Here is a 4887-nt window from a genome sequence, read left to right on the forward strand (position 1 = left end):
CTCCAACTTTTCCTTTTGGAAGTCCAAGTCCGCCAAAGTTTGGTCTTTGATGGTTAGATTACCATCTGCGTCTTGCTCGTATAGTCCATTCCTAATTCCGGCGTTGATGGCATTACCAACAACATTACCATTAACATATTGCGACGCTCTATCGATAAAGAACTTGATGTTGTCGTCCGTGATGTTCCCCTCTTTAATTTTTGAATAACCAAAATCGTCATTGAAATACGATAAACTGATGTGTGCTTTATTTACGGCCATTTTTGCCTCCTATAAGTAAATTATACAAAAAAACACCCTAAGGTGCTAAATGATTTCAAGATAACCGAGCAGATACCCATTAGAATCGTAAATAGGTTCTCATTGGTCGTCGTAATCGCTTTCAAAGTCTTCTTGTGCCAAGATTAACATTTCCTCGTTGTATGAGGGGTTTTCCTCCGCCAAGAATTCACTAAGGGAATCGAGTGACATAAATTTTCTAACCGGTAGATTCATTATTGTAAACTCCAATTTTCTATTTCGTATTCAAATGAAATATTTTCTGCTTTCTTTTCTTTTGAAAATTCAATAGCGTCGTCATAGTCTTTGAAAATTTTTATCAATTCTTTTTTTCCCCAACCAATAATGTAAACTAAATAAACTGACATTATTTATTCCCTGCTTTTTCGCACTCGTTTTCAAGTCTTTTGATTGTTTTGTTGATTGTTTCAATGTATGAAGACTCTGGGTTAAGTTGTTTTTTTACTTGTTCCAATACATAAATTTCGTTTATCAGTTCTTTTTGTTCTCAATTTCATTTTTTCATAATTGTTGCTCCGTGGGATGCGTTGCTCCGACATCCACAAAGATATTATACACAAAAAAAAGAAAATCGCAAAATTTTCTAAAATTATTTTCCACCGAGTAGTTTGGCGAGTTTGGTTGGACTCATTGATTTCACTCCTGCCAATTTGAATACTCTTGCTTGTAACTGACCGAATGTAGACTTCTTGAATGAGTGTAGGAACATCGTTCAAAATACCGACCCTGCTCCCGAACCATTACGGCCGGTTGCCAACTTCATTGCCTCTCACACTGCCTTAGGGACACCAGGGTAAGTGTATGAATCTCCGGTTTTGGTAGTTATTGTTAAGTCTCCACTTCCGCCAAGAGGAGAAACCGGTTCTCAAAGTCCGTGGACTAATCACGACGAACTTAATGAACTTTGGTCGGAGTCCCCTTTCATAATTGCCTTTGCTTTTGCTTCTGCTTCCTTTTGAACTTTGGTAGTTGCCTTGTTGACTGCTTTCTCCATTGCCTTACCTGGTTCGGTAAATATTTCATACTTCTCTCTCGCTTTGTCTATTGCCTCACGAAACTCCTTACGACCTTGAACTCCAAGTTTACCAAGTTCCTCGGCGAACTTTTGAGGGTCTTTCATAAACATCTTGAAAATTACGGCCGACTGACCTTTCATAATCTTTGCGATTCTTTGGACGAACGCAGTGTCTTTCAAAAACATTTCAAACATAAACTCAAATAGGTTTCACATAACTAAATTATAAATGAAAAGTTAGGCGTTGAGACCTAACTGATATGAAAAATGGTTTTTAGTGAGAATTGAATAATAACGTCGGGAGGAGTCCATTCCTCCCATAATTGATTATAGCACACATTTTAGGTCTTTGTGTGTTTTATGTGTGTTTGATAAAAAAACTCCCCTAAGGGAATTCTTATTAAGCAGAAGCGACTGTTCTAAATACTCTAACAAGTTCTGGTCTAATTGCCTTTTTGTAAAGGTTGAACTTAGTGATTAGAATGTCGTTACCTGAGTTTGTGTCAACGGTAGCACGTGTTGTAAGTCCGTTAAGGGCGATAAATAGTGCTTCCTTGTGTGCCGTAACTCCGTATACTTCTGAGAAGTCAAAGTCGGTATCTTTTGAGAATTTACCTTTTGTGACGTTTTGTCCAAGGAATACGTGGTCTTTAACAAGTCCAAGTCCGCCAAGAGCATAACCACCGATTCTTGTAGCAAGTTCTCTAACTGATTCAGTTGAGACTGCTCCACCCTTGGCAGTAGCAAGAATGAAGTCGTTGATTACGTTCATGTGTAGGAATGTTGCGTAGTCCTCTGGTTTTGAACCAAGGTCGTAAGATGTAAGTTGTCTTGAAACTTCAACTTGTGCTCTCGCAACTTGTCTGTATGCTCCCTCTCTCTTTTGTAGAGTGTCAAGGTCGTCAAAGTCGGCGTTAATGATTTCTCTTGTTGCTTTTGCTGCGATGGCAGTTTTAACGGCAAGGTCGATGTAGTGAGCGTCAAGTAGGGCAGTCATTGATGTTCCGTGTGAACGGGCAACAAATGATGTAAACGCTTCGGCGTCGGCGATAATAGCCGAGTCAAGTTGTTCGATTTCAGTTCTTGCGATTTCTGCGAGTTCTACGTCTGCTTTAACCTTAACTTCAAGTTTTGGTAGGTCGGCAGCGTCTTTACGAGTAGCGGCAGTGTATGCTCCAAATTGAACGAGTTTTACCACTTTGAATACATAAGTTCCGGCGTTGGCAACTGATGTTGGGTTCTCTGGTGTAGCAGAGTTTCAAATACCAAGTGAGTTGTGTTGTAGGTTTTCAAGAACCTTTGTGTTGATATCCGCTTCGTGTTGGTTGACAAGACCAATAATGTTTGTCACTGTTCCGGCAGTTGGAGCAAAGTTTGCCATTGGCATTCTTACTCCAATTTTATAAATTTTGTTTTTAGACATATTGTTCTCCTTATTTTTTTCTAATTGTTGTTCCAGGGTAGAATTCGTTTGAAAGGTTTGTTTTCCCCTCGTCCTTTTTTCCACCAAGTAGCAGAGCACGTTTAATTGCTTCGTCTGCGTTTACTTCGGTAACTCCAAAAAACGCTTCAAGTTGTTCCTCGTTTTTGTTCTTTGTGAGTTCCGCCTTAATCTTGTTTACTTCTTGTGCCAAAGCATTTCCCGATTTCCCGTTAAGTCTATCGTGGTATTTTTCGGTAAACATACCAAATGACTTAACACCGGTTGCTTTAACCTCGTCAGTTCCAAGATTCGATTTAATTGTGTCAAATAAATCTTTTTGTTCTCTTTCCGCTTTTTCTTTTCTTAGCGTTTCGAGTTCGTTTGATTCCTTTTCCAATTTCGCTTTTTCAAGACCGGCCTTATACGAAGCGTCTGCTTTCTCTTGAATCAGTTTTTCAACTTCCTCTTTTGTATATGACCCGTCGGCGTTTGGAGCAAAGAGCATTTTTGGCATTCTTACGGCGTTGCCACTGCCTATTGTGATTATTTTCATAATTCCTCCCGTGTTTACCGGTAGCACGTTCCGTAATTAAATTATACAACAAAAAAACCCCGAAAGGTTAAATTATTGGTTTTGGGTTGGCGTAAACTTGGTTTGACGAAATTGTTTCATATTGGTTTGAATAAACTGCGTCATTGATAATTGCCATGTCGTCTTTATAGTTTTGGTAGTAGAGTATACGTCAGTCTTGGTTTCAAGTTCAAGTTGAAGTGATGGTAATTTCTAATTTAATGTTGTTTCCATCTTTAATCAATTTTGGGTAGGTGTTTATTGTGCTTGTCAAAAGTCTATCAACGAAAGGTTTATCAGTGTTGATATTTACGTTTGAACCGGTGTCATTTCAAACTCTATAACGATATTGTTGTCTTGGCAACGAAATACTTGTAAGTGCTATTTCACTTGAAGTAAATTGTGATATGTCAACTTCCATTGGCGTATTAGATTGCGTTAGTGTTTTGTAGAAGTTAATTTTAATTGACTTGTAGTTTTGTAAAAACACTGTTAAACCACCATATGGCGTTGTATCTCAACTAATGCTATATGTCTTGCTTGTAGTTCCACCATTCCTACTTCCCATATGTTGTGGTTCATAGTTGAAAATATCTGGTAATCTATTGTCGTCGGCGTCAATATCTCCTAATGGCACTTGGTATGCTTGTGCCGATAACTCTAATTGAGGAATAGCAATTACCGGGTAGTTTGTTGTCGGTGGAGTTGGGTCTACAATTACTTCTGGGTAGTGAACCGGTGTCAGTGACAAACTTTCTCACTTAGACATTTTAATCGTGTTGTTTCAGTCTCTAATTGAGTTTGTGAAACTTGATTGCGACTTGTATGTTCCCGTTCAGTCTTGATAATTTTCAACAAAGAATGTTCTACGATAATTCGTTTTGGAAAGTGTTTTATTTGTAGCAGCGTCAATTACATAACCGGCCACTTTTCTTGGAGCAGGTTTACAAGTGTTGTCCCATAGCAAGTATTCGTCAGTGAAAGTAACATCTTGTCCGTTTTCGTCTTTGGTAGGTCTCTTTTGTCCTAAATGTAAAGTGTTGAATGTGTAAGTTTTTCCACCTTTAACAATAGTAAACAAATCAGTTAGAGATACCTTTATAACTGAACCGGTGTCATTTACACCCGATACTTCAAATTGTTCGCCTTGTCCCTTACCCGTAAATACTTCTAATGGTGTTAGTCCCTTGTTGTTAGGTTTTCCCATTAGGACATTTCCAAACTCTGCTATTGAGGCAGGAATCATTAGTCATATATTTTCTGCTTTAAGTCTAATTGCTTGGTTATTTCAACCGATAGGAACTCCAAATGTTAGTTTTTCAAGGAAACCACCGATTAATGGAACATCACTTAATCTTCAAGTAATATTCTGCGTAATTTGAAGTGGTATTGCTTCAAGATATGAAGTTCCAAAAATGTTGTGTGCGAACATTTCGGTAATTGAGTAATCGCCATTTAGGTCAAGTTCGTCGACAACTCTCGCATTTGTTCTACAATCGTATTTTTTTGTTGTATGTGGTTTTCAAGAACTATCTCAAAGTATGTGAGAGTGAGTTCCATCAGTCTCAGGGTTAGACG

The 4887-nt window shown here is 38.3% G+C and carries 6 protein-coding genes; all 6 read right to left on the minus strand.

Annotation, left to right across the window (positions count from 1 at the left end; all coding sequences use genetic code 11):
* A partial coding sequence (locus N1032_RS22000) for a hypothetical protein (RefSeq protein ID WP_259542335.1) occupies positions 1–261 on the minus strand: 261 nt, incomplete at its 3' end.
* Positions 262–1183: 922 nt separating this feature from the next.
* Positions 1184–1456, minus strand: coding sequence for a hypothetical protein (locus tag N1032_RS22005; RefSeq protein WP_259542336.1), 273 nt, complete (start codon positions 1454–1456; stop codon positions 1184–1186).
* A 259-nt stretch (positions 1457–1715) separates the two neighbouring features.
* Positions 1716–2513 carry a hypothetical protein gene (locus N1032_RS22010; protein WP_259542337.1) on the minus strand — a complete coding sequence of 266 codons (798 nt, stop codon included), beginning with the start codon at positions 2511–2513 and terminating at the stop codon, positions 1716–1718.
* 60 nt (positions 2514–2573) lie between these two features.
* Positions 2574–2738, minus strand: coding sequence for a hypothetical protein (locus N1032_RS22015; RefSeq protein ID WP_259542338.1), 165 nt, complete (start codon positions 2736–2738; stop codon positions 2574–2576).
* A gap of 10 nt (positions 2739–2748) precedes the next feature.
* A complete protein-coding gene (locus N1032_RS22020) occupies positions 2749–3291 on the minus strand; it encodes a hypothetical protein (protein WP_259542339.1) in 543 nt (180 codons plus the stop codon).
* Positions 3292–4144: 853 nt separating this feature from the next.
* Complete coding sequence (locus N1032_RS22025; protein ID WP_259542340.1) at positions 4145–4555, minus strand: hypothetical protein; 411 nt, start codon at positions 4553–4555, stop codon at positions 4145–4147.
* Between the last annotated feature and the right edge of the window lie 332 nt (positions 4556–4887).

This window comes from Herbiconiux daphne, from assembly GCF_024979295.1.
Classification (GTDB): domain Bacteria; phylum Actinomycetota; class Actinomycetes; order Actinomycetales; family Microbacteriaceae; genus Herbiconiux; species Herbiconiux daphnes.

Excerpts from the sequence above, each read along its gene's own strand:
- N1032_RS22005 (WP_259542336.1), bottom strand. The coding sequence starts at position 1,456 with ATGAAAGGTCAGTCGGCCGTAATTTTCAAGATGTTTATGAAAGACCCT.
- N1032_RS22015 (WP_259542338.1), bottom strand. The coding sequence starts at position 2,738 with ATGTCTAAAAACAAAATTTATAAAATTGGAGTAAGAATGCCAATGGCA.
- N1032_RS22020 (WP_259542339.1), bottom strand. The coding sequence starts at position 3,291 with ATGAAAATAATCACAATAGGCAGTGGCAACGCCGTAAGAATGCCAAAA.
- N1032_RS22025 (WP_259542340.1), bottom strand. The coding sequence starts at position 4,555 with ATGATTCCTGCCTCAATAGCAGAGTTTGGAAATGTCCTAATGGGAAAA.